We start from the raw sequence: 24,573 nt of genomic DNA on the forward strand, positions 1-24,573 counted from the left end.
CTACGCGGCCCGCTCGTCCCTCACGACCCACTCCACTCACCGCGTCGGGCTCGCCCTCCGCCACCGGTCGCTCACCACTCCTCGTTCACTACGCGGCCCGCTCGTCCCTCACGACCCACTCCACTCACCGCGTCGGGCTCGCCCTCCGCCACCGGTCGCTCACCACTCCTCGTTCACTACGCGGCCCGCTCGTCCCTCACGACCCACTCCACTCACTGCGTCGGGCTCACTCCTGTCATCGTGGGAGGTCCTTCCAGGGCACGTCCTTGTCGACGCGGGGTTCCGAGGGGAGGCCGAGCACGCGTTCGGCGATGATGTTGCGCAGGATCTCCGAGGTGCCGCCCTCGATGGAATTGCCCTTCGCGCGGAGGTAGCGGTACCCGGGTCCCCGGCCGAAGAAGTCGACGGTGTCGGAGCGGCGGAAGGTCCAGTCGTCGTAGACCAGGCCGTCCTCACCGCGCAGTTCCACGTCCAGCCCCGACAGGGCCTGGTTCAGGTCGGCGAAGGCGAGCTTCATGCCGGAGCCCTCGGGTCCGGGCTGCCCGGCGGAGAGCTGCTCGCGCAGGCGCGTACCGGCCAGGCGGGTCACCTCCGCCTCCACCCACAGGCGCAGCAGCCGCTGGTGCAGGTCGTGGGTGCGCAGCTCGGGCCGGGAGCGCCAGGTCTCGGTGACCAGACCGGCCACACCGCCGCCCCGCCGGACCGGCGCGCCGCCGATGGCGACCCGCTCGTTCATGAGCGTGGTCTGCGCGACCCGCCAGCCGTCGCCGACCTCTCCCAGCCGCAGGTCGTCACCGAGCCGTACGCCGGTGAGGAAGACCTCGTTGAACTCCGCCTCGCCGGTGATCTGCCGCAGCGGCCTGACCTCGACCCCGGGCGCGTGCATGTCGCACACGAAGTACGTGAGCCCCCGGTGCTTGGGCACGTCCGGGTCGGTCCTGGCGACCAGGATCGCCCACCGGGAGTGGTGGGCGCCGGAGGTCCACACCTTCTGCCCGTCCACCACCCACTCGTCGCCGTCACGCACCGCGCGGGTGCCGAGCGTGGCCAGGTCGGACCCGGCACCGGGCTCGCTGAAGAGCTGACACCAGATCTCCTCGCCCGTCCACAGCGGGCGCAGGAACCGCTTCCGCTGCTCGTCGGTGCCGAACGTCAAGATGGTGGGCGCCGCCATCCCCAGCCCGATCGTCTGCGTCCCGAGGTCGAGCTGCGGCGTCCCCTCCAGCTCGCGCTCCACCACGTTCTGCAGCTCGCGCGCGGCCCCGAGCCCGCCGAGCCCCTCGGGAAAGTGCACCCAGGCCAGCCCGGCGTCGAACCTGGCCCGCAGGAACTCCAGCCGGTCCCCGGCGGGGTCGTACCCGGCCAGGAACGCGGCGGCGCGCTCCCTGACCGCCTTCTCGTCCAGCGCCACGAACGCTCCCTTCCGTCGATCTCCATCAACCCTCGTCGGTTCGCGCGCCCCGAGGGGACTTACATGTGCTTTTTGAGCTCCCGGTAGGCCAGGGATCGCTTGTGGACCTCGTCGGGCCCGTCGGCCAGCCTCAGCGAGCGCGCTCCCGCCCAGAGACCGGCCAGCGGGAAGTCCTGGCTGACGCCTCCGGCACCGTGGGACTGGATGGCCTTGTCCAGGATCCACTCCACGTCACGCGGTGTGGCGATCTTGATGGCCTGGATCTCGGCGTGGGCGCCCCGGTTGCCTACGGTGTCCATCAACCAGGCGGTCTTCAGCACGAGCAGGCGGAGCTGCTCGATCTTCACCCGCGACTCGGCGATCCAGTCCTGGACCACACCCTGCTGGGCGATCGGCTTGCCGAACGCGTTCCGCGACAGAGTCCGGACGCACATCATCTCGACGGCCCGCTCCGCCATCCCGATCAGCCGCATGCAGTGATGGATGCGGCCGGGCCCGAGGCGGGCCTGGGCGATCGCGAAGCCGCCGCCCTCCTCGCCGATCAGGTTGTCGACCGGCACCCTGGCGTCCTCGAACACGATCTCGGCGTGCCCGCCGTGGTCGGAGTCGGAGTAGCCGAAGACGTGCATCCCACGCTTGACGTGCATGCCGGGTGTGTCGCGCGGCATCAGGATCATCGACTGCTGCCGGTGCGAGGACGCCTCGGGGTCGGTCTTGCCCATCACGACGAAGATCCTGCAGTTGGGGTTCATCGCGCCGGAGGCGAACCACTTGCGGCCGTTGACGACGTACTCGGAGCCGTCCCTGACGATCGACAGCTCGATGTTCGTGGCGTCGGAGGACGCGGTGTCGGGCTCGGTCATCGCGAACGCCGACCGGATCTCGCCGCGCAGCAGCGGCTCCAGCCACTCCTTGCGCTGCCACTCGCTGCCGAACATGGAGAGGACCTCCATGTTGCCGGTGTCGGGGGCGGCGCAGTTGGTCGCGGTCGGGGCGATCCTCGGCGAGCGGCCCATGATCTCGGCCAGCGGCGCGTACCGCAGGTTGGTCAGGCCCGCGCCGTGCTCACCGGGCAGGAACAGGTTCCACAGACCTCGCCTGCGCGCCTCCTGCTTGAGATCCTCCATCAGCGGAGGGGTGGCCCACCCGCTCTCGGCGGCCTGGGCCTCGAAGGCCTCCTCCGCCGGGTACACACACTCGTCCATGAAGCCGAGCAGCCGTCCCCGCAGTTCCTCGGTCTCGGTGTCGAACGCGAAATCCATGGGTCCTCCTCACGGTCTCCCGTGAGGGTACCGACCGGACGGTATGAGTGTCGACACGCCCCCTATGCTGAACGCCATGGAACCCGTCTTCTTCGCCACCCCCGAGGAGTTCCGCGCCTGGCTGGAGGCGCGTCACGAGACCGAGGCGGAGCTGCTGGTGGGGTTCTTCAAGAAGGGCACCAGCCGTCCCAGCATGACCTGGCCCGAGTCCGTCGAGCAGGCCCTGTGCTTCGGCTGGATCGACGGCGTCCGCAGGAGCGTCGACGCCGGGAGCTACAGCATCCGCTTCACACCGCGCAAGGCGCGCAGCACGTGGAGCGCGGTCAACATCGCCAAGGTCGCCGAGCTGACCGAGCGCGGCCTCATGCGCCCGGCGGGCCTGCTCGCCTTCGAGCAGCGGACCGAGGACAACTCGGTGATCTACTCCCACGAGCAGGCCGTGGAGTCCGCGCTGGAGGAGGAGCAGGAGCGCCGCTTCCGGGCGGAGACGACGGCGTGGGAGTGGTTTCAGGGCCAGCCGCCCGGCTACCGCAGGACCGCGCTGCACTGGGTGACCACCGCGAAGCGGCCCGAGACGAGGGAGAAGCGTCTCACGCGGCTGATCGAGGATTCCGCGGCGGGACGCAGGCTCGGACAGTTCGAACGCCGAGTGGTTCCCGGAAACACTCCCTGAGTGGACCTCCGAACAGGTCCACCCCGGGTTCTAGAGTCGTCCCCATGACCGCGAAGATGCCCGCTCCCGTCACCCTCGAAGGCGAGACCGTACGGCTGGAGCCGCTGACCGGCGGCCACGTCCCCGACCTGTTCCTGGCCGGTGGCGGCGACGACGAGGTGTGGCGCTGGATGCCCGCCCCGACCCCGCGCACCGAGGCCGAGCTGGCGGAGATCGCGGTACGGCTGATCGGGACGCCGGACCACGTGCCGGTCGCTGTGATCCTGAGGGAGACCGGCCGCGCGGTCGGCTGGACCACCTACATCGACACCCCGGGGTACGCCGACAGCATCGAGATCGGCTGGACCTGGTACGGCAGGTCCGTGTGGCGCTCCGCGGTGAACACCGAGTGCAAGGTCCTGCTGATCGACCACGCTTTCGACAAGCTGGGCGTGAACCGGGTCCAGCTCAAGACCGACAACCTGAACGTCCGCTCACAGAACGCGATCATGCGCATCGGCGGCGTTCCCGAGGGCACCCTGCGCCGCCAGCGCCGCCGTGCCGACGGCACCTGGCGCGACACCGCCTATTTCAGCATCCTCGACGACGAGTGGCCCGCCCACCGCGCCCGCCTCACCGGCCTGTCGCGCTGAGCCATCTCCCCCGCTGAGCCGCCTCCCCCGCTGGGCTTGTCTCCCCCGCTGAGCCGTCTCCCTCGCTGGGCCGTCACGTTGCCCGAACCGTCACCCCCGCCGAACCCGCTGAATCCTCCGTCCCCCGGGCCAGCGAACCCCGCAACGCACGACCTACAGGGGTCTATAGGGCCTCGTGGCCGAGCATGCCGCGCAGGAGTTCCCTGACCCCCAGGCGGAGGTCGTCCAGGGTCGGTTCCGCTCCGGCGCCGACGATGGCGTCGAACATCACCCCCTCGCTGAAGGCGATGATCTGGCGTCCGTGCCGTACCGGGTCGGACGACCCCACGGCGGAGAGGATCGCGACCACGGGGTCACGGAAGCGCTCACCGGTCCTGTCGTAGATCTTGCGCAGCTCGGGGCGGCGGGTGGCCTCAAGGGCCAGCTCGTAGCGGGCGACCGTCCAGCGTCGGCCGACGGTCAGCTGCGTCCAGAGCGCCTGGGCCGTCATCTCGGCGAGCGCTTCGATCACGTCCGGCCCCTGAGAGTCGCGGAGCGGCGTGAACGCGGCGATTTCCAGCTGGGTGAGCCGGGCGAGGGTCAGCTCCAGGAGCGCGGAGCGGGTGCGGGCCAGATTGGAGGTCGACCCCGGCGGCAGTCCCGCCGCCTCGTCCACGGCCCGATGGGTCAGGCCGCGCATTCCCCGATCCGCCAGCAGGGCGATGGCGGTATCGGCGACGAGCTCCGCGCGTTGGGACTTCACCCCCTGATACTACATTTGTAGTTCAACTACAGGCGTAGTAATGTCCACTGCATTCGCGGTAGAGGAGAAGGTCATGGCACGTGCGGCGGTCATCGGGGCGGGCATCGGCGGGCTGACGGCGGCGGTGGCGTTGCAGCGACGGGGCTGGGAGGTGACGGTGTTCGAGAGGGCGGCGTCCCTGGAACCGGTCGGCTCGGGACTCGCCGTCGCCGCCAACGCGCTCAGGGCGCTCGACACGCTCGGAGCCGGTGACGAGATCCGCGAGCTGTCGGCCATCCAGGGCTCGGGCGGCATGAGGCGCTCCGACGGCAGGTGGCTGGTGAGGACCAGCGTGGAGGCCGCCTCGGCACGCAACGGCGGCGACTCCGTGGTGCTGCTGCGCCGCCCCGACCTGGTCGACGTGCTCTCCGCCCGCCTCGCACCCGGCACGGTCCGGCTGAACACCGAGGTCTCGGAGGTCGACGCGGAGAACGGCCTGGTGACCCTCCCCGACGGGCCGGTGGAGGCGGACCTGGTGGTGGCGGCCGACGGCATCCACTCCCCCATCAGGTCGGCGCTGTTCCCCGGGCACCCCGGCCCCCGCTACGCGGGCGTCACCAGCTGGCGGATGCTCATCCCCGCCGAGGGCGTCCCGGGCCAGGCGTACGAGAGCTGGGGGCGCGGCAGGGTCTTCGGCGTCATGCCCCTCGCCGGGGGCACGTTCTACTGCTACGCCACCGACACCGTCCCGGCGGGCGGCGGTGGTGGGGACCAGCTGGCCGAGCTGCGACGACTGTTCGGGGACTGGCACTCCCCGATCCCGGAGCTGCTCGCGGCGGCCTCACCGGAGAAGGTTCTGAGGAACGACGTCCACCACCTCGCCACCCCGCTGCCCGCCATGCACCGGGGCAGGGTCGCCATGCTGGGCGACGCCGCGCACGCCATGACCCCCAACATGGGGCAGGGCGCCTGCCAGGCGATCGAGGACGCGGTGGTGCTGGCCCACGTGGTCGGCGACGGCGAAAGGTTCACCGGCGGCACCGGAGCGTACGGCGAAGGCGCGGTGCCACCGGGCGGGAGCGGTGGGAGCGGCGGGAGTGGCGGTCTGGCCGGTTACACCGCCGCCCGGCTGGAGCGTACGTCCAGGATCGTGGCCCGGTCCGCCACGATCTGCCGTATCACCCGGCTGCGCGACCCGCTGGCCGTGCGGCTGCGCGACGCGATGGTGACGCTCAGCTGGCGGCTCGCCCCCTCGCGCGTGCACGGCCCGATGGACGAGGTACTCAGCTGGACACCCCCTTCCGCCTGACCGGTGCGGATACGCCTACGGCGCGACGTTCACCTTCTCGCGCATCGGGGCGGGAACCCCCTGGTCGGGAGAGAGACGTCCCAGAGTGATCGTCCCCCAGACGAGCAACGCGGCGGCGAAGAGGGCGGGGATCACGTTCAGCCATCCGCTGGGCACCGCCTCGTCGAGCAGGAGAGCCCCCGCGAGGATGGAGGTGATCGGGTCGACGATCTGGACGGCGGCGTAGGAGATGCCGAAGTAACCCACCTCGTAGGTCTTCTGCAGCAGCACGACCGCGCAGACGAGCAGCACGGGAATGGCGACCGTGAACCAGTTGAGCAGCGCGCTCAGGTCACCGTCGAAGTTGCCGCCCACCACCCGGACGAAGGTGGAGACACTGGCCGTCACGGCCCCCGCGCCGACCGACAGCACCAGCGCGTGGGCCGAACCGGTCATCTTCCGTCCCAGCAGATGGGTCACCAGCACGACCAGCCCGACACAGCCGAGGAAGCCCAGCGCCTCCTGGTTCGTCATGTGAGGTCTCACGGGATGCGCGGGGACCAGCAGCAACAGTCCGAGCAGCCCGACGGCCACCGCGACCGAACCGAAGATCTCCGCCCTGTGCGGGCGCCTGCCGTGCAGCATCGCCGCCAGCGGTACCGCGAACACCAGCGTCGCCACGCTGATCGGCTGCACCGCGATCAGCGGCGCGAAGCTGAGGGCGACGGCGTGCAGGGACGCCCCGGTGAAACCGATGACGCCGCCGAGCCACCAGCGGGGCCGCTTCATCAGCTTCAGCGAGGCGCCCTCGGAGACCGCCTCGAACTGCTGGAGCGCGGCCCCCAGGGCGTAACCCAACGCGCCGACCAGGGCGATGGATATCCCGACCCAGGTCATCGCCACCCCACATAGCGGACGGGGCATCCGGAAAGAAGCGATTCACGGGTCATCCCGCAAGCTTAGGGCGCGCGACGAACGGGTAGGGACCCTCCTCGGCCGTATGACGTGCGGCGAGACACCACCCGGCCGGTGCCGGTGAGAGCTTGGCGCCCTACCGGGCGGGAAAACTCTCACGAACCGGCACCCCGGGCATGTCCGGCGTCCTGGTCATCGGCCTGGGCCTCGTCGGCCCCCGGACCGCCGTCGCCGGTCCGGGGGCCGACAGGTTCACCGGACCGGGAGCCCTCCCGAACGGGACGCGCGGCACCGGAGCCATCGTCGCGAACAAGGCGCGCGGAACTATCATCACGAACAAGACGTGCGATACCGGAACCGTCATCACGAATGGGACGCGCAGTACCGGAACCATCATCACGGACAAGACGCGCGGAACCGGAGCCGTCGTCGTGGGTGGCCTCGCGCCAGCCGGTGGGCCAGGATCGCCGGACGCCGGGAGCCTCCCGTACCGTCGCCTCCCAGAAGGCGGGCACGGTCGTGAAGCGGGCCTCGGAGAAGGAGGCCCCTCCCTCGAAGGCGGCCTGGCGGAAGACGGCCTCGTTCTCGAACACGGCGTCGCCGAAGATCGCGTCCCCCGCGAAGGTGGTCGTGCGGAAAAGGGCCCGGTCCCTGAAGACGGCCCGGCTGAAGAGTGCCGCCCGCTCGAACGTGACCTCCCTGAAATCCGCCCGGAGGCCGAACACGGCCTCCCTGAACATGACGTCGCCCCTGAACACGGCCCCTTCGAAGCCCACCTTGTAGTTGGCCTCGCCCCAGGCCGCCCTGCCGGTGAAGACGGTTCCCCCGAACACCGCCACGTCCTCGAAGGTGGCCCTGTCGAAACGGGCGAACCCCTCGAACCTGACTCCGCCGAACCGGGCCTCCCGCATCCGGCAGTCGACGAACGCCGGCTTCATGAGCCACGCCCCCGTGAGGTCGAGGTCGATGTCCGGCCAGAACGTGACGGGCCGGACCGGCTCGGACCGGCTCCAGCGCAGATGGTTCCTGAGGATCCCCTGGGCCGTGGCGCGCACCTGGAGTTCCTGCGGGTCGACGGCCTTCTCCTGGCTCATGGACTCCCCATCCCCCGGCGCGGCGGGGACAGGAGGCATGCGGAGATAGGCGCAGATCACGTCGACGATCGTCTGACGGTGTTCGGGATTGTCCTGCGCGACGCGTTCCAAGGCGTGCAGACCGGCCAGGCGTACGGCGGCCTTGTCGTGCCCGAGCTGGTCGGCCGCCTTGGTGTAGAGCTCGGTCACGCGCCGCTCGTCGGCGTCGTACTCCTGGTATGCCTGCGTACGCTCCCCGAGCCACTGGCGGCGCACCCCCAGGAGGAGCGCCACCAGTCCCACGGCCCCGGCGCCCACGGTCAGGCCGGTCTTCACCGCGTCCAGGCGCATCTCGACACGCTTGGCCGCGTCCGGTGCCGTGTCCGCGAGGGACAGCAGGACGGCCGTGGCGCTCCACATGGACACGACGATGAGTACGACGCCGCCGAGGACCCACCACCAGGACAGGACGCGCAGTGCCGCGCGGTCGTCCCGCCGGGGACGCGCCAGGATCAGCCCGGCACCCACCCCCGCGAGCGCCGCGGCCACCAGGGCGAGCAGGCCGGGCAGGGGTACGTAGGCGGCCACGTCCGGCGCCCCGGCGCGACTCGCCACCAGCGCGGCCGTCGCCACCGCCCCCGCCGCGACGAGTGAGCCCACGCCGATCGTCCCGCGCCCGGGGTGCCGCCTCATCAGTCCTCCTTGGGGGTGGGGCCTTCGCCTACGGGCGAGCCTCAGGCGGGGAAGAACGGGCCGTCCCCGTCCCTGGAGGGAGAGGAGAACCCGGAAGGCAACTTCAGCGCATCACTCCCGGATCGTCCAATCGTCCGGCGCGGCATCCAGCCCCCGAGACCCCGGGCCCTGGGGCTTCGGGGGTTCGGGCGGTGACCCGGTCCGGGGGCCGCGTGGTCAGCGGTCGAGCCCGGACCGGGCCCCCGGCGTTCGTCCGGTCCGAGGGGGTTCGCTCGGTCAGTGGCCGGTGGTCACTGGCCGCTGGGCGGGCAGACGCAGAACAGGTGTCCCTCGGGGTCGGCGAGTACGACCCACTTTCCCTCGCCGGGCTGGAAGTCGGGCCGGGTGGCTCCGAGCTCCAGGTAGTCCCGGATGGCCCCCTCCAGGTCGGGGACGCGGACGTCCAGGTGGAACTGCTTGTCGGGACCCGGCCACGTGGACGGCTTGCGGTCGAGGTTCTGCTGGAAGTAGATGCTCATCGTGCCGTCGCCGATACCGGCATAGGTGTCCTCCGCGTACTGGACCTCGTAGCCGAGGACGGCCGCGTAGAACTCGGCCAGCCGCCTGGGCTCGGCGCAATCGATGTTCACCGCGAGAAGTTGTGCTGTCGTGGTCATGGAACGATCGTCTCGCCCATACCTGTCAGCCACTGTCACGTTTGCCGGGGCCGTTCCCCGAACGGTGCCGGGACATCCTCGGCACTGGAACGGGTGCCCCGGTTCCCAATGCGCTTCCCGGCACGCTTCCCGGCACAGGCGCCGGAGCACAAGCCCGAACAGGTGGCCGACACGCTTCCCGGCACGAGTTACTGGAACAGGCTCCGGGCCGGTTCTTGACACGGTCCCGGCACAGGCAGTGGAAGCAGGCTCCGTACAAGCACCGGAACGGGCCGCGCGACCGGGATAAGTGGTGGCCGTCGTGAGGAGCGCCTGGCTAGGGTGAGCTCGTGTTTCTGATCGTTTCCCCGCCCCCCGCCCACTAGCGGGCGGCCCTCTCTCCTGACGACCGGACCCGAGCGGTCCGGTGGGTGCTTGCCGTCCGCGTACGTGCGACCTGACGACAACCACCTCATCTGGAGAGATCTCCATGACGCACGTCTCCGTACGGCGGGGCCTGCTGTACGTGTCCATCGCGGCGACCGCCTGGGGCACCGGCGGCGCGGCCGGCGCGCTGCTCCACCAGGCGGGCGGGCTCGGCCCCGTCGCCGTCTCCTTCTGGCGGTTCGCCGCCGGAGCGGTCGTGCTCCTGCTGGCCGCCTCCCTGTTCGGCCTGGGAAGAACCCGGCACACCACACCATTCGCGGCCAACCGGCGAAACCGCCCCGCCCAAGGTCCCGAGCACGCCGGACCACTCACCTCCACCCGAGGGAACCGTCCCGCTGAAGGGCCCCGGCACACCGGACCCCTCACCCCCGTCCGGCGAAACCGTCCCGCCGAAGAGGACACATCCCTCGAAGAGACCCCGCACCCCGGACCGTTCGCCGCCCTCCGGCAAGCCCGCCTCGCCCGGCGGGGCTCGGTGCTCGGGCGGGTCCTGGTCACCGGCGTGGCGATGGCCGTCTACCAGACGGCCTACTTCGCGGCGATCGCCGAATCGGGCCTGGCCGTGGCGACCGTGGTCACGATAGGCGCCACCCCCGTCCTCGTGGCCACGGGTGGGCGGCTGCTGCTGGGCGAGCGCCTGAGCGCGGCGGGGCTGGGCGCGGTCGCGATCGCCCTGACCGGCCTGGCCGTGCTGACGCTCGACGACGGATCGGCGACCTTCTCCGCGTACGGCATCGGGTGGGCGCTGCTGTCGGCGGCCGGGTACGCGGGCGTGACCCTGCTCAACCGGGCCTCCGCCGACGAGCCGTACACCACCGCGATGGGCGGCTTCGTCGTCGGCGGGCTCTGCCTGCTCCCCGTCGCGCTGGCCCAGGGCCTGCTGCCCTCCGGTGACCCGCTCGCCTCCTGGGCGGTCGTCGTCTACCTGGGTACGGTCCCGACGGCCCTCGCCTACGGGCTCTTCTTCACCGGTCTCGCCTCGGTACGCGCCACGACGGCCGCCGTGATCTCCCTCGTGGAGCCGGTCGGCGCGGCGTTCCTGGGAGTCGCGCTGCTCGGCGAGCGGCTCACCCCGGCGACGGTGTGCGGGAGCGTCCTGCTGCTCGGCGCGGTCGCCCTGCTCGCCCTGAAGGAGAGGGAACAGGCGACCGCTCCGGCGTGAGCCGCGCGAGGGTCCCGTACGAGGATCCGTACGAGACCCTCGCCGGGCCACCCACACGCGTGAGCCGTACGGAACCCTCGCGGGTCGCGCGGCCGTCCCGGCGGAGGGCTCGCGGTGCCGGAACCGTGGCCGTGGCTCGGAGCCCTCTCAACGCGGCCCAGGTCGGCGATGGACGTCGAGTACGGGGGGCGGGCTCCCGGCCAGGCGGTCGAGGTGGATCTCGTACCGGTGACCGGAGTACCGGTGACCGGAGAAGGCCATGTCCCAACCTTTGTTCCGATCACCGTGGATGTCCACGACTTGTTGGCTAAAATCACGTCCGACTTATCGTGCTATGACACGACGAGTCCCCGGTGCCCCGAAAATCTGATGGACGCACCTGGATCCTGAACGGCCGATCTTTGCACCACAATGTGCGGAGAGACGGAACGCGAGCCCGGAGACGGGCGTTGGAGGGAACGTGGCCTCGATTACCCAGCTCTTCAGGCGGCTCCTCGAACGCCCCGGCTCCATCGACCTCTCGAAGTTCGAGCGGGTCGTCGCGGAGGCCGGGGCCCGCGAGGAGCGGATCCGCGCGCTCGACGAGCTGCCCACGCCGTCGGCCGACGACCTTCCGGAGTTCTGCGCGATCATGCGGGAGGCCGCGCGCCGCACGCTCGACCTGCGGCCGTACGACGTGCAGCTGGTCGGCATGCTGGCGATGCTGTCGGGAAACGTCGCGGAGATGGCCACCGGCGAGGGCAAGACCCTGTCCGGGGCGATGGCCGCCGCCGGATACGCCCTGCAGGGCAAGCGCGTCCACGTCATCTCGGTCAACGACTACCTGGCCCAGCGTGACGCCGAGTGGATGGGCCCGCTCTACGAGACGCTCGGCGTCTCCAGCGGCTGGATCGGACAGAACTCCACACCCGACGAGCGCCGGGCGGCCTACGCGGCGGACGTGACGTACGGCTCGGTCAGCGAGATCGGCTTCGACGTGCTGCGCGACCGGCTGAGCACCCGCGTGGACGACCTCATCGTGCCCGCACCGGCCGTGGCGCTGGTCGACGAGGCCGACTCCGTGCTGGTCGACGAGGCCCGGGTGCCGCTGGTGCTGGCCGGTGCCGCCGACCCCGGCGACTCGGTGCCGGAGATGGCGGCGCTGGTCAGGCAGCTGGTCAAGGGCTACCACTACGAGCTCGACGACCAGGCGCGCAACGTCCACCTGACGGGCAAGGGCATCGACACCGTCGAGCAGGCGCTCGGCCTCGACCTCTACGACACCCCGGCCACCCTGACGGACGTCAACCTCGCGCTGCACGCGCACGCCCTGCTGACCAAGGACGTCGACTACATCGTCCGCGACGGCAAGGTGCACCTGATCAACCCGTCGCGGGGCCGGGTGGCGCTGCTGCAGCGCTGGCCCGACGGGCTGCAGGCGGCGGTGGAGGCCAAGGAGGCGCTCCCGCCGTCGGAGACCGGTGAGATCCTCGACTCGATCACCGTCCAGGCGCTGATCACCCGCTATCCGGAGAAGTGCGGCATGACCGGCACCGCGGTGGCGGTCGGCGACCAGCTGCGGGAGTTCTACGACCTCAAGGTCGCCGTGGTCCAGCCCAACCGGCCGAACGTGCGGATCGACGAGCCCGACCGCCTCTTCGAGTACCGCATGGAGAAGGATCTCGCGCTGGTCGAGGAGATCGTCGAGGTGCACGCCACCGGCCGGCCGATCCTGATCGGCACCCTGGACGTGGCCGAGTCCGAGCGCCTCGCGCTCACCCTGGCCGGGCGCGGGCTGGAGTGCGTGGTCCTCAACGCCAAGAACGACGCCGAGGAGGCGGCCATCATCTCCCGGGCCGGGGAGCGCGGCGCGCTCACGGTCTCCACCCAGATGGCCGGGCGCGGCACCGACATCCGCCTCGGCGAGGGCGTCGACGAGCTCGGCGGCCTGTACGTCATCGGCTCGGGACGGCACACCAGCAGTCGCCTGGACGACCAGCTCCGCGGGCGCGCGGGCCGCCAGGGCGACCCCGGCGGCTCGATCTTCCTCGTCAGCGGCGAGGACGAGCTGATCGCCCACTACGTCGCCGACGAGTACGCCAAGGGCGTGCCGGAGCACTCCCTCGTGGGCCACGCCCAGCGGGTCGCCGAGGGCGTCAACATGGAGATCCACCGCAACACCTGGCGCTACACCCGCCTGCTGGAGCGCCAGCGCGGCCAGCTGCTGGAGCGCCGCGACCGGGTCCTGCGCGACCGGGTGGCGGGCGACGCCCTGGCCAAGGCGGCCCCCGAGCGGTGGGCGGAGCTTCAGGAGAGCGTCGGCGAGGACGTGCTGCACGAGGCCGCCCGCCAGATCGTGCTGTTCCATCTCGACCGTGGCTGGGCCGACCACCTGGCGTACCTCGCGGAGCTGCGGGAGGGCATCCACCTGCGGGTCCTCGGCAGGCTCAACCCGATCGACGAGTTCCACAAGGACGCCGTCCCGGCCTACCAGCGCCTGCTGGCCGAGATCGAGTCACGCTCGGTCGAGACCTTCGAGACCGCCTCCGTCACCGACGAGGGCCTCGACCTTGAGGGCGCGGGCCTCAAGCGCCCCACCGCCACCTGGACCTACCTCGTCCAGGACAACCCCTTCGGCACCGAGTGGGACCGCATCCTCAACCGTCTCGCCACCAAGGTCCGCCACCGCTGACCGGCATCACCCTCACCGCGATCGGCGGGCGTCCGGCCGATGCCGGATGGTGCTCACTCGAACCACGACCGTGTCGCCGTCGATTCGGATTCGCCGGGGAGATGTGAGACCCCGGCTTCGGCTCCGACATCATGACACGCGTTACGTACGTGGTAATGGTTTCGCCGACCACCCCCCGTTATCGTGGCGTACGTGACCACCACCAGCGCGTCCCGGCCGGTAGGCGAGCTTCTGCGCCAGTGGCGGGAACGACGGCGGATGAGCCAGATGGACCTCGCGATCCAGGCCGACATCTCCACCCGGCACCTGAGCTTCGTGGAGACGGGCCGGTCCAAACCGAGCAGGGACATGATCCTCCACCTCGCCGAGGAGCTGGAGCTCCCGCTGCGCGAGCGCAACCACCTGCTGCTGTCGGGCGGGTTCGCACCGCTCTACGCGGAGACGCCGCTCAGCTCACCGCACATGGCGTCCGTACGGGAGGCGCTGGGGCAGGTGCTGAGCGGGCACGAGCCGTACCCGGCGGTCGTCGTCGACCAGCGCTGGAACCTCGTCGACCGCAACGCCGCGACCGGGGTCCTGCTGCGCGGGGTCGCACCGGAGCTGCTCGTCCCCCCGGTCAACGTGCTGCGGCTGAGCCTGCACCCCAAGGGCATGGCACAGCGGATCATCAACCTGGGCGAGTGGCGGGCCCACCTGCTGCACCGGCTCCGCCGCCAGATGAGCCTCACCGCCGATCCCGACCTGGCGGCGCTCTGGCAGGAGCTCGACGACTACCCCTGCGACCAGCCGGAGCCGGAGATAGACCGGCCGGGACCCGGTGACATCGTGATCCCCCTCCGGCTCCGCCGCGGCTACCGGGAGCTGGCCTTCTTCAGCACCATGGCCACCTTCGGCACCCCGCTGGACATCACCGTCGCCGAGCTGGCCATCGAGGCGTACTTCCCGGCGAACCCCGAGACCGCCGCCTACCTGCAGCACCAGCACCACCCCGACTGACGAGGACTGACAAGGACTGACAGGGGGGCGGGGATGCGGCGTGCGCCCCACGCCGCACCCCCGCCGTCTTGGCCGGTCCCGGCCGGTGTCACCCGGTCCCGGCCGGTCCGGGTCCTGGAAGGTCTTCCGTGCGTCTCAGCCGGTGACCCCGGCTGCCGGCTCGCTGTCCTCCCGCTTCCTCGCGCGCGAGGCCGCGACCCTGGCCAGGACGACGTCGACCACGAGGAAGGCGAGCAGCGAGATGCCCAGCAGCGGCAGGAACACGCCCACCGCGATCACCACGGCCGCCAGGGGCAGGACCACGGCCAGGGGCAGCCGCCGCAGGCCGCCGCGCTCGTAGGGGGTACCGAACCCTCGGGTCGGACGGCGCAGCCACCACATGCGGTAGCCCCACACGATGACCGAGATCAGCGCCAGGGCGAGCACGGCCAGCAGGATCTGGTTGACCAGGCCGAACAGCACTCCCATGTGCCCGTCAATGCCCCACCGGGTCAGCTTGGCCCCGATGGGGAAGTCATCGAAGCGCAGCTCGGCGACCGCCTGGCCGCTGGCGGCGTCCACCGCCACCTGGTCGTTGCGCTGCGGCCAGAGGCGGTCCACCTCCTTGACGACGTACGGGTCGCCGTGCTCGGCCGGCCAGACGATCTCCAGGGGTCCGGACAGGCCCTTGCCCGCCGCGGCCCGGACGACCTGGTCCGCGTCGACGGCCGGGGTGGCGCCCGCCCCGGACCCTCCGGCCGCGTGGTCACCGTGACCGCCGGAGACGGGCATCGACGGGGTGGACCAGCCGATCGAGGTCTGGAGCACGTCGACGTTGACTCCCGCGTACTTCGACCAGGTCAGGCCGGTGACCGACAGGGCGAGCAGGCCGACCAGCGCCCACAGGCCGACCGAGCCGTGCCAGGAGAGGGTCTTGCGCAGGCCGCGGGCGCCGCGCTCGGGGGCGAGGACGCGGCGCAGCCGCCGACCGGCACGGCGACGGCGGGTCAGCCACAGCACCAGGCCGCCGAGCGCGACCAGCCACAGCCAGCTGGCGGCCATCTCGCTGTAGACGCGTCCCGGCTCGCCCAGGTGCAGGTGGCGGTGGAGCTGGGAGATCCAGGTTCGCACGGGCAGCGCGCCCGAGCTGCCGTAGCTCTCCAGCGTCCCGCGGATCTCGGCGGTGTACGGGTCGACGAAGACCGCCGTGCGGATGCTCTCCGGGAGGCCGGGATCGTTGAACAGTACCCGGGTCGTCGCGCCGGGCTCGTCGTAGGTCCATACGGCCCCGACCGTTCCCCCGGGATGCGCGGCGGTGGCGGCGGCGACCTGTCGCGCCACGGGCAGCTTCTGCTGCCCGGCCGGTACGGAGGTCGTCAGCTCGTGGGAGTGGACCACGTTCTCCAACTGGAAGGAGGCGGCGTACAGCAGGCCGGTCGTCGCCGCCACCAGCAGGAAGGGCGCGACGAGGATTCCGGCGTAGAAGTGCAGGCGGAGCAGGAGCGAGCGCAGCGTCGCCCAGGTGGAGGGCACTCCGGGCACGGGGGTCGGGGAGGGGCCGGAGGGTCCGGCCTCGGGCTGGATCTCGACGTCAGACGTCATGGGAGGTTCTCCGTTCACAGGGAACGCGCGCACCGTCAGGTACGCGCCCCCGCGGTGTGAGGTTCAGGTCGGCGTCACCGAAGGGCAGGCGGTGCTCCGGCTCTCACCGGTGGAAAGGCATGGTGAGAACCGGGCTCGCGGCCCGTTGGCATGGCGTGGCAGGTGCCGGCGGATGCCGCCGGGCGCCGCTGCGGCGACGTTGTGACGACGCTGTGGCGGCACTGTGGCGGCGCTCGGGCTCACCGGCCGGGAAGGGCGCGACGGCGCGACGACCCGCGGCCGGGGAGGGTACGGCGCTCGGAGGCGCGGGCCCGCGAGGGCACGGCGGCGTCCGGGCGCGACCGCCCGATGTCAGATGGCGTGCGAGGGCGCGGGCGGCCCGCGGCGCGAGACGGCGGCGGCGAGCAGCCGGGTGACCGGTGACACCCGGTCGGCGGCGGTCGCGGCGGGGAGGGTGACGCGCTGGACGACGGGCGCGTGCCACCGCAGCAGGGTGAGGACCGAGGCGAAGAGCAGCAGCAGGAGCGTGGCCAGGCCGCACTCCCCGCGCTCCAGCCAGTGGGCCGACAGCACCGCCATCAGGGCGTGTACCAGCAGCATGAACAGGCCGGTGGACAGGTCACCGGCGCCGTGCTCGTGCCCGGTCGACGGCGGTACCGCGCCGGAGGTGAACCACAGGTGCATGCCGTACTGCGCGGCGAAGCTCGCGCCCAGCAGCATGCCGAAGCCACGCCGCCGCCGGGCGAGCACGAACGCGCCCGCCGCGGTCGGCAGCACCGCCCAGACCAGCACACCCGGTCCCACCGGGCTGCCTCCGGCCAGCACGTGCATGGCCAGTGACGCCGTCACGCACACGACCGCGAACACCGCGGCGCGAACAAAACGGAAGGCGTGCATGGGGCAATGGTGACAGAGAATGGCGAATTAGCCATCCCCTTGACCCGTTGTGAGGAGTGTGGATTAATACCACCCGACCTGTACGTCACGATTGGGCGGTCTGTGCTACTGGTGTGGTGTTCGCGGGCGAGGCGGCGACGCGGGTGCGGGTGCCGGTTCCATCGCGGTCACCGGCCTACCCGTGCCGCGCCTCGGGCGCGTGGCCGGAGCCCTAGGACGCGGGGCCGGAGTTCTCGGGCGTGGGGTCGGCCACCTCGGGCGTACGGTCGGCCACCTCGACCTTCAGCTGCGCCGTCGAGGTCAGCAGGGTGCCCTCGGGCGCTCCCGCCGCGGCCGCGTCCACCACGACGACGCGCTCGCCCAGGTACAGGTAGGTGGCAGGATCGAAGATGTACTCGTGCCGCACCCCGCCGAACCTGTTGACCATGGCCACCGCGACCCCCCTGCGCCCGGCGGCGTCCTCGGCCTCGGCGACGGTCTCGACGCCGGGGATCGTACCGGCCGCCCGGAACAGCGCGGCTCGCTGGGCGGACGGCATGTACGCCTGCGTGATCATCGACCCGACACTTCCCCACGCCTTGTAGTCGGCCAGGGGGTCCTGCGCCAGATCCCGGTAGAGGTGTTCGCGCATCCCCGCGGGATCGGTGGGCAACCGGCTCAGGAAGGCGTAGTCGGTGCGCTGGTGGTCGAGACGGATGTCGTAGCCGGTGAGCTTCGACGGGGCCCCGACGCTTCCCTTCCTCCGTTCGGCATCGGCGGGCAGCGGCTCCCCGGGGAACGGCCTCGGCTCCAGGTGCTCGCTCGCCATAACCCCTCCGTTCAGGGGGGAGCCCTCGACCGGCAGCCACACCTTGAGCAGGCTGCGCTTGAGGTAGCGAACGTCCTTCCCGCCCTCCTTCAGTTTGGCCGGGAACATGACCTGCAACTCGTAGGCGAGGAACTGCCCGGGTTCCGGGTGCAGCTCGTCCCACTGGCTCGCGGTGTCCGCGGCCCGCTGGAGGACCGCCGACATGGCCATGGGCGTCACCTGGACGGTCCTCTCCGGCTGGAGGGCCGAACGGGTGCCGACGTATCCGAGTCCCACGACCATCGCGGCCCCCGCCCCCATCGCGATGCTCGTCCTGAGGCTCAGCCGGAGGTTCCTCCTGAAGCCCTCCGAGCGGTGTGCCCGGCGGGTGGCCGGTGCCGGTGACGCCGCGCCGTAGGCGGCGATCTCCGACAGCAGCCGCCGCTCCTCGGCGCGCAGCTCCGCCGGACCCGGCCGGGGCACCTCGGCGCGCAGCCGGTTCACCTGGGTCATCTCATCCATGGAAGGTCTCCTCGCTGACGGACGTGGGGTCGGCCCCGCCGAGTTCCTCGCGCACCTTGCTCCTGGCCCGGTTGACCCGCGAGCGGACCGTGCCCACCGGGATGTCCATCGCCTGGGCGGCCTCCGTGTAGGTGAGGCCGCCCCAGGTCACCAGCAGCAGCACGTCCCGGTGGCCCGCGGGCAGCCGCGCCAGGGCGGCCGCCAGCCTGCGCCGCACGGCACCGGCGCTCAGCCGCTCGTCGCTGCGCTCGGTGAACGGGACGGTCACCGGGTCGACGCCGGTCCGTTCGAGAACGCGCAGCTGCCGCACCTCGACGCGCTTGTGCCGCCTGATCAGGTTGGTCGCGATGCCGTACAACCACGGGCGGGCGCTGGGCTGCGACGGGTCGTAGCCCTCCCTCCCCCGGAACGCCGCCAGGAAGGTGTCCGCCACGACGTCCTCGGCCGCGTCGGCTCCCAGGCGCCGGGTGACGTAGCGCTTGATCTCGGGCGCGTGCCGGTGGAAGACCGCGGCGAACGCCTCCGGCTCCCGCCGGGACCGCTCGATGAGAAGGGCGTCGTCGGCCTCGGCCCCGTCGGCGGGAGAGACGTCGCGGTCCCGCGTTTCGTCGGCGGGGAGGGCCTCGTGACACCCCGCCCCGTCAACGGGGAGGGTGTCACGATCCCCCGCCCCGCCGACTTCCCCGCCGACGGGGAAGTCGGCGGGGAAGTCGGCGGGAAAAGCGTCACGGTCCCGCGCCTCGTCGATGGGGAAGGTGCCGCCCGTCCCCGCCCGGGTCCGGCTCGTTTCGCTCATATCCGGCCTCTCGGCTCTCGGTCAGGACACCCGTTGTTGCCCTCCCGCGTGCCCGCGGTTCCCGAAAGCGACAGGATCGGCGCGCTCCCCCGTCACACCGGGGTGAACTCCAGGTAGGAGACGGCGGGCATGGGCAGGGTGAACTCCAGCCTCAGGGTGCCGTCCTCGGCGCGGACGGTACGGGCGGGTTCCAGCTCGTCCAGGGTGTTCGCGGCGTGCAGCCGTTCCCACTGCCCGCCCTCCGGCCAGTCCGCGCCCCCGCCGATCTCCGCCCAGACCGCCCGGATGTTGGAGTGCCGCTCGTCGATCCGGTGATGGCCGACCGCGTACTCCCCCGGGGCCAGTCCCTCGACGGTGAGGGTGACCTCGCGCGACAGGATCGCCGCGCCGTCGGCCCTGTCCTGGTCGAGGGTGCCGTTCCACACCAGCACCCCGACGGCGCCGGTGGCCGAGCGCGCCGCCCACGCCTCGACCCCCGCGACGTCGCCGGTGGCCGAGCAGGCGAGCTCGTCCTCGCCCAGCCGGTCGGCCAGGGTGAGCGCGAGGTAGCGGGGCTTGCGCAGGTTGCCGACCGTGAGCAGGCCGAACCCGCCGTGGAAGAGCGCCGGTGGACGGCCCAGCTCCTCGAAGTGGTCCGAGGCCACCCAGTGGGCCAGCGCGTCCACCCGCCCGGCCGCCGACCTCATCCCGTGCAGCAGGAACGCCGCCCCGAACGGCCCGTCGCCGATGCCGTGGAAGTGCGTGGGGGTGGGGCCCCACTCCGTCCACCAGATCGGCGTGCCCGCACGGCCGTGCCGTTCCAGGACGGGCCGCCAGTCGAGCGGGGCGTTGCCGTAGGTGTGGGTGGAGACGAAGTCGAGCGCCGCGCCCGAGGCGTCCACGTGGTCGATCAGCTCCTGGACCCAGCCGTTCGCCGCCGACGACGGGCCGCCGACGCGGATGTCCGGGTGGACGTCCTTGACGGCCGCCGCCGACACGTCGTACAGCCGGAAGAACTCCTGCGGCGTGCCGCTCCAGAAGACCTCCAGGTTGGCCTCGTTCCACACCTCGAAGGCCCAGTTGTCGACCACCTCCCGCAGACCGTACCGGTCGACGAGGTGCCGGGTGAGGTCGCGGACCAGGTCGCCCCACCGGTCGTAGTCCCTGGGCGGGGAGATGATCGCCCCGTAGCCGAAGACCGTCTTCGACGGGTCGGAGGCGAGGTCGCGCGGCATGAACGACAGCTCCACGATCGGCCGCAGGCCGAGCGCGGTGATCGTGTCGTAGACCTCGTCCACCCGGGTGAAGTCGTGCACGGGCTCGCCGTCGTCGTCCTCCCGGTAGACGCCGAGGTCGTCGCAGAGGATCGCGTGGGCGCGCACGGTCTCGACGCCGAGTTCCTCCCGCGTCGTCCGCAGCGCCTCGGTCAGCTCGGGGCCGATCGGCCGCCCGCCCACGGTGTCGGCGGACAGCATGTACGACAGGTGCTCGGAGCCGATCATGTACTTCCACGGCCTGGGCAGCGGCCGCGTGCTCGCGGAGGCGTCGACCCGCAGGGCCGTCGCGCCCGGTTCGGTGAGCGGCGCGGCGAACACCGGTCCGGAGAGGGGGCCGGTCCGCTCCATCGCGGTGACGGCGGCGACCCGGTACCAGGCGGGTTCCCCGCGCGTGTCGACGTAGTGCGGATCCGGCACGGCCGGAACGTCGACGTCGCGCTGCGTGGTCGAGGTGTACGGCCCCTCCTCGGCGGGCGCGCGGTGGACGAGGTAGCCGATGGCCCCGGCCACCGGTTCCCAGGTCAGCGTGACGTGCCCGCCCCCGCTGTCGGCGCGCAGGCCGCGGGGGGCGGTGACCTCGACCCGTCCGGCCGAGGTCACCTCCCCCGACGCCCGGTAAATGCGGGCCTGCCAGTCTCGGCGTGCGGCGTCGGCCGTGCTCATCAGATACGTCTCCCCGATGGTCGGTGGGTGGGTGTGCGGGCTCCCTCGGGAGGAGCGGCTCACTTGGGAGGCACGACGGCCCATTCCTCCTGGCGCAGGACGGGGGCGAGTTTGGCCGTGACGTCGCGGGTCGCGAAGTGGCGGCGCAGGCTGTCGCCCGCGAGCGCGTTGCCGAGCGCGATCATGATCATTCCCTGGTCGAGGGCGAGATACTGCTTGGCGACCTTGCCGCTGCGCACGGCGACCGCGTCGTAGAAACCGCCCGGTCCGTAGGCGTCGAAGTTCGCCCTGAGCCTGGCGAGGTTGGTCAGGGCCGCGCCGGGCGCGTGGCGCAGCGCGAGGAACGACGCGTGCGGGGTGACGACGCCGTCCCCGTACGACGTCGGCTCGGGCTGCCCCTCGCGGCATCCCTCGAACCCGTAGTCGACGGAGGTGCGCTCCTGGTCGGAGGTGTAGCCGGGGGTGTCCATGCCGATCGCGTCCACGCCGTACTCGCGGTAGCCCCCGGCGGGGTCGTTGGACGGGGAGAAGCCCCAGTAGCCGTACTTCGCCTCGTTCATGCCGTGCTCGATCTGGGCGGCGATGTAGACGGGCTGGTTGCGGCCCCAGCTTCTGGCGCCCCAGACGTCCTCCGGCACGAGCTGGGTCACCATCAGCTCCTCGAACATGCTGCCGCCCCAGGTGGGCACCAGGCGCATGCCTCGGTAGCCGTACGTGCCCTCGAAGACGTTGACGCCCATGTACGTGCGCCAGGCGCCGACCGGCTTCTGTTCGGCCCACGACCAGTCGCAGGTGTCGGGGAAGGTGCGCCACATGCCGTAGTAGTGCTCGGGCGGGAGCTGGCCGAGGGCGATGCCGACGTAGCTGGCGATCCTCGCCTCGGTGAGCGCGCCGTAGTGGTGGCAGGTGGAGTGGACGGTGGTCCCCGAGTCGTTGTAGTCGCTCTCGACCGAGCAGCCGGTGGGCTTCTCCGGCCAGAACCCGCCGCGCAGCAGGCCGGTGCCCGCGTCGGGCCGGGCCTGCGGGTCGTAGTAGGACTCGAAGTCCATGCCCTTCAGCAGCGCCCCGGCCTGCCTGGAGACCTCGGGCACCGCGTTGCGGACCATCATGAGGGAGGCCGCGAGCCAGCCGTTGTCGACGCTGGACAGGAACGGCTGGACGGCGGAGCCGTTCTCCGGCCAGGTGCGCACGATCTCCAGCGTGCGCGGGTCGTACCAGTTGTAGAACTGGCCGGTCGGGGCGTGGCGCTCCAGCTTCGCCGTGGAGGCGAGGGTCCTGGCCACCCGGCGCAGGGCCTCGGTTCTGGAGATGAGGCGGGTGTCGCGGGCGGCCACCGTACTCCACAGGTAGGTGGCGATGTTGGTCGGCGAGGTCACCTTGGCGCGGGTGGCGGGGTCGAGCGAGCCGTCGATCTTGTCGGAGGGCAGCCCGGTCGCCGGGTCGGTCATCGCGTCCATGGACTTCCAGGTGTCCGCGGCGTAGCGGCGCAGCAGCTCCCGCTGCCGCCCCGCCGACGTTGTCGACGCTGTCAAGGGGACAGAGGGGGAGACGAGGGGAGACGCGGAGGGGGAGACGGAGGGGGTGGGGGAAGGGGCGGCCGAGGCGGGAGCGGGGACGGCCGCGACCAGGGCCAGACAGGCCGCCAGGACGGCCGCGTGAAGACGACGCACGGGGGGCTCCTTACGTGGGTTACTTGAGTCCGGTGGAGGCGATGCCCTGGGTGAAGAAGCGCTGCAGGAAGACGAAGAGGACGAGGACCGGCAGCACGACGACCACCGCCCCGGCGATGAGCAGGCCGTACTGGGTGCCCTGGTAGCCGTTGAAGATCGCCAGCGCGACGGGCAGCGTGTACCTGTCCTCGCTCTGGGCCACCACCGCGGGCCAGAGGAAGTTGTTCCACGAGCCGAGGAACGTGATCAGGCCGAGTGTGGCCAGGGCGGGCTTGCAGAGCGGCATGACGATCCGGAAGAAGATCCGGAACTCCTTGGCGCCGTCGACCCGCGCGGCGTGGATCAGCTCGTCGGGGATGTCCGCGATGAACTGGCGCATCAGGAAGATGCCCAGCGGGGTGACCAGGCCGGGCAGGATGATCCCGAGGAAGGTGTTGACCAGGCCGAGCTTCGCGATGAGCACGAACTGCGGGATCATCACCACGATGGCGGGTAGCGCCATCTGCGTCAGGACCAGCGCGAAGAGCACGTTCTTGCCGCGGAAGGCCATCTTGGCGAAGGCGTATCCGACCATCGAGCAGAACAGCAGGTTGCCCGCGACGGTGGCGAGGGCCACCACCGCGCTGTTGACGAACACCTGCGTGATGTTCATCTTCTCCAGCAGCTCGCCGTAGTTGCCGAGCGTCCACTGTGTCGGCAGGAACTCCGGCGGGTCCCGCCTGATCTCGGTCTCCGGCTTGAACGAGGTGAGCAGCGTCCAGACGAACGGGAGCACGACGAGCACGAGTCCGGCGCTGAGCAGCGCGTACGTGGAGAAGCGGCGTTTCACGAGGGCCCCTCGGCCCGGTGTCGGTCTCACGTCCTGAGCCGGTCTCATCTGGACCTCCCGATCCGGAACTGCAGGACCGCCAGGGCCACGATCACGGTGAACAGGACGCTCGCCGCGGCGGCGGCGTAGCCGTAGTTGCCCGAGCCGAACTGGTTGTAGATGGCGAGCGACGCCGAGGTGGTCGCCCCCGCCGGGCCTCCCCGGGTCATCACCAGCGGCTCCTCCATGAACTGGGCGAACCCGATCGAGCTGTAGACGGTGCAGAACAGCAGCGCCGGGCGGAGCATCGGCAGCGTGACGGAGCGGAACCGCTCCCAGCGCCCGGCGCCGTCGACCTCCGCCGCCTCGTACAGCTCCCTGGGGATGCCCTGGAGGGCGGCGAGCAGGACGACCATGTCGAAGCCGAAGCTCCGCCAGGCGGTCATCACGATGATCACGGGGAGCGCCAGGTCCTCGTCGGCGAGCCAGCGGGGGCCGTCCACGCCGACCGCCCCGAGCAGCTGGTTGACCAGTCCCGCGTCGGGTTCGAGCAGGAACCTCCAGGCCACCGCGACGCCGATGATGCTGGTCACGTACGGCAGGTAGTAACCGAGCCGGAAGAACGCGGCGGGCAGCCGGGCGATCCCCGAGTTCAGCGCCACGGCCGCGCCCAGGCCGAGGGCGATGGTGAGCGGGAGCGCCGTCACCACGAAGATCAGCGTGTTGACCGCCGCCTTGCGCATGAGCTCGTCGTCGAACAGCCGCAGGTAGTTGTCGATCCCGACGAGGTTCACCCCGAGGGGGTCGCGCACGTCGGTGCTGCGCATGTCGGTGAAGCTCATGCCGAGCTCGACGAGGAGCGGCCCCGCCCAGAACACCGCGAACATCACGACGAAGGGCGTGACGAACATCCAGGCCAGGCCGGTACGGCGGAATCCGCCCCGGGGCCGCCGCTCCCGGGCGGGGGCCGGTCCGGTGGACTCGCGCGAGCCCACCCGCTCGTCGACCACCACG

Annotated in this window: 20 protein-coding genes; 6 read left to right on the plus strand and 14 right to left on the minus strand. The window is 71.4% G+C overall.

Annotated features, from left to right (window positions below; translation table 11 throughout):
* Nucleotides 1-235: 235 nt before the first annotated feature.
* Both ABD817_RS10905 and ABD817_RS10910 read right to left on the minus strand, forming a co-directional pair.
* Nucleotides 236-1,411, minus strand: a complete 1,176-nt coding sequence (locus tag ABD817_RS10905; RefSeq protein ID WP_425583314.1) for an acyl-CoA dehydrogenase family protein — start codon at nt 1,409-1,411, stop codon at nt 236-238.
* 59 nt (nt 1,412-1,470) lie between these two features.
* Complete coding sequence (locus ABD817_RS10910; RefSeq protein ID WP_344917691.1) at nt 1,471-2,673, minus strand: acyl-CoA dehydrogenase family protein; 1,203 nt, start codon at nt 2,671-2,673, stop codon at nt 1,471-1,473.
* Nucleotides 2,674-2,749: 76 nt separating this feature from the next.
* On the opposite strand from ABD817_RS10910, the gene ABD817_RS10915 reads away from it, so the two are divergent.
* The gene (locus ABD817_RS10915) at nt 2,750-3,346 is read left to right on the plus strand and encodes a YdeI/OmpD-associated family protein (RefSeq protein WP_344917692.1); all 597 of its coding nucleotides are present in this window, start codon (nt 2,750-2,752) and stop codon (nt 3,344-3,346) included.
* Between the two features lie 44 nt (nt 3,347-3,390).
* The gene (locus ABD817_RS10920) at nt 3,391-3,978 is read left to right on the plus strand and encodes a GNAT family N-acetyltransferase (RefSeq protein WP_344917693.1); all 588 of its coding nucleotides are present in this window, start codon (nt 3,391-3,393) and stop codon (nt 3,976-3,978) included.
* Between the two features lie 163 nt (nt 3,979-4,141).
* Here the strand turns inward: ABD817_RS10920 and ABD817_RS10925 are convergent, their stop codons facing one another.
* On the minus strand, nt 4,142-4,720 hold the full coding sequence (locus tag ABD817_RS10925; protein WP_344917694.1) for a TetR/AcrR family transcriptional regulator: 579 nt from the start codon (nt 4,718-4,720) through the stop codon (nt 4,142-4,144).
* Nucleotides 4,721-4,793: 73 nt separating this feature from the next.
* On the opposite strand from ABD817_RS10925, the gene ABD817_RS10930 reads away from it, so the two are divergent.
* A complete protein-coding gene (locus ABD817_RS10930; protein WP_344917695.1) occupies nt 4,794-6,008 on the plus strand; it encodes an FAD-dependent monooxygenase in 1,215 nt (404 codons plus the stop codon).
* 15 nt (nt 6,009-6,023) lie between these two features.
* Here the strand turns inward: ABD817_RS10930 and ABD817_RS10935 are convergent, their stop codons facing one another.
* The 3 genes from ABD817_RS10935 to ABD817_RS10945 all read right to left on the minus strand — a co-directional run bounded on the left by ABD817_RS10935 (nt 6,024) and on the right by ABD817_RS10945 (nt 9,324).
* Nucleotides 6,024-6,884 (minus strand): DMT family transporter, encoded by an 861-nt coding sequence (locus tag ABD817_RS10935; RefSeq protein WP_344918100.1) that lies wholly within the window; start codon nt 6,882-6,884, stop codon nt 6,024-6,026.
* A 173-nt stretch (nt 6,885-7,057) separates the two neighbouring features.
* Nucleotides 7,058-8,668, minus strand: a complete 1,611-nt coding sequence (locus tag ABD817_RS10940; protein ID WP_344917696.1) for a pentapeptide repeat-containing protein — start codon at nt 8,666-8,668, stop codon at nt 7,058-7,060.
* Nucleotides 8,669-8,958: 290 nt separating this feature from the next.
* Nucleotides 8,959-9,324 carry a VOC family protein gene (locus ABD817_RS10945; protein ID WP_344917697.1) on the minus strand — a complete coding sequence of 122 codons (366 nt, stop codon included), beginning with the start codon at nt 9,322-9,324 and terminating at the stop codon, nt 8,959-8,961.
* Between the two features lie 469 nt (nt 9,325-9,793).
* On the opposite strand from ABD817_RS10945, the gene ABD817_RS10950 reads away from it, so the two are divergent.
* The 3 genes from ABD817_RS10950 (at nt 9,794) to ABD817_RS10960 (ending at nt 14,579) form a co-directional block, all read left to right on the plus strand.
* Complete coding sequence (locus ABD817_RS10950) at nt 9,794-10,912, plus strand: DMT family transporter (RefSeq protein ID WP_344917698.1); 1,119 nt, start codon at nt 9,794-9,796, stop codon at nt 10,910-10,912.
* A 469-nt stretch (nt 10,913-11,381) separates the two neighbouring features.
* Nucleotides 11,382-13,583, plus strand: coding sequence for an accessory Sec system translocase SecA2 (gene secA2, locus ABD817_RS10955; protein WP_344918101.1), 2,202 nt, complete (start codon nt 11,382-11,384; stop codon nt 13,581-13,583).
* 192 nt (nt 13,584-13,775) lie between these two features.
* Nucleotides 13,776-14,579, plus strand: coding sequence for a helix-turn-helix domain-containing protein (locus tag ABD817_RS10960; protein ID WP_344917699.1), 804 nt, complete (start codon nt 13,776-13,778; stop codon nt 14,577-14,579).
* Nucleotides 14,580-14,714: 135 nt separating this feature from the next.
* Here the strand turns inward: ABD817_RS10960 and ABD817_RS10965 are convergent, their stop codons facing one another.
* The 8 genes from ABD817_RS10965 to ABD817_RS11000 form a co-directional block, all read right to left on the minus strand.
* Entirely contained in the window at nt 14,715-16,160 is a 1,446-nt protein-coding gene (locus ABD817_RS10965) for a PepSY-associated TM helix domain-containing protein (RefSeq protein WP_344917700.1), read from the minus strand.
* Nucleotides 16,161-16,511: 351 nt separating this feature from the next.
* Entirely contained in the window at nt 16,512-17,057 is a 546-nt protein-coding gene (locus tag ABD817_RS10970; protein ID WP_344917701.1) for a hypothetical protein, read from the minus strand.
* A 211-nt stretch (nt 17,058-17,268) separates the two neighbouring features.
* Nucleotides 17,269-18,366: a CU044_5270 family protein gene (locus tag ABD817_RS10975; protein ID WP_344917702.1), complete on the minus strand. Its 1,098-nt coding sequence runs from the start codon at nt 18,364-18,366 to the stop codon at nt 17,269-17,271.
* Complete coding sequence (locus ABD817_RS10980; protein WP_344917703.1) at nt 18,359-19,162, minus strand: RNA polymerase sigma factor; 804 nt, start codon at nt 19,160-19,162, stop codon at nt 18,359-18,361. The genes ABD817_RS10975 and ABD817_RS10980 overlap by 8 nt, the downstream gene beginning before the upstream one ends.
* A 92-nt stretch (nt 19,163-19,254) precedes the next feature.
* Nucleotides 19,255-21,081 (minus strand): GH39 family glycosyl hydrolase, encoded by a 1,827-nt coding sequence (locus ABD817_RS10985; protein ID WP_344917704.1) that lies wholly within the window; start codon nt 21,079-21,081, stop codon nt 19,255-19,257.
* Nucleotides 21,082-21,140: 59 nt separating this feature from the next.
* The gene (locus ABD817_RS10990; protein WP_344917705.1) at nt 21,141-22,751 is read right to left on the minus strand and encodes a glucoamylase family protein; all 1,611 of its coding nucleotides are present in this window, start codon (nt 22,749-22,751) and stop codon (nt 21,141-21,143) included.
* A 19-nt stretch (nt 22,752-22,770) separates the two neighbouring features.
* Nucleotides 22,771-23,580 (minus strand): carbohydrate ABC transporter permease, encoded by an 810-nt coding sequence (locus ABD817_RS10995; RefSeq protein WP_344917706.1) that lies wholly within the window; start codon nt 23,578-23,580, stop codon nt 22,771-22,773.
* Nucleotides 23,581-23,624: 44 nt separating this feature from the next.
* A complete protein-coding gene (locus tag ABD817_RS11000; RefSeq protein WP_344917707.1) occupies nt 23,625-24,572 on the minus strand; it encodes a carbohydrate ABC transporter permease in 948 nt (315 codons plus the stop codon).
* Nucleotide 24,573 lies beyond the last annotated feature (1 nt).

Origin of the sequence: Streptosporangium oxazolinicum, assembly GCF_039537505.1 — a bacterium.
Lineage (GTDB): Bacteria > Actinomycetota > Actinomycetes > Streptosporangiales > Streptosporangiaceae > Streptosporangium > Streptosporangium oxazolinicum.